The organism is Pseudomonas putida (assembly GCF_028682635.1).
Classification (GTDB): domain Bacteria; phylum Pseudomonadota; class Gammaproteobacteria; order Pseudomonadales; family Pseudomonadaceae; genus Aquipseudomonas; species Aquipseudomonas putida_AE.
The window spans coordinates 1-364 of the sequence record NZ_JANHLK010000107.1; the positions used below are offsets into that span (position 1 = coordinate 1).

Here is a 364-nt window from a genome sequence, read left to right on the forward strand (position 1 = left end):
TATCGGCCTGACCGAGCAGAAAATCAGCGACTTCAAGAAGGCCGGGCTCGATCATATCCAGATCAGTTTCCAGGCCAGCGACGAGCAGGTGAACAACCTGCTGGCGGGTTCGAAAAAGGCCTTCGCGCAAAAGCTGGAAATGGCCCGCGCCGTCAAAGCCCATGGCTACCCGATGGTGCTGAACTTCGTGACCCATCGGCACAACATCGACAAGATCGACCGCATCATCGAGCTGTGCATCGCCCTGGAGGCAGACTTCGTCGAACTCGCCACCTGCCAGTTCTACGGTTGGGCACAGCTCAATCGAGTCGGGCTATTGCCGACCAAAGAGCAACTGGTGCGCGCCGAACGCATCACCAATGAA

At 57.7% G+C, this 364-nt stretch carries 1 protein-coding gene; it reads left to right on the forward strand.

The genetic code is table 11. The annotated features are described in order from the left end of the window. Nucleotides 1–364, forward strand: a 364-nt coding sequence (locus NPS56_RS31070; protein ID WP_337994725.1) for a radical SAM protein, incomplete at both ends; no start/stop codon positions are given.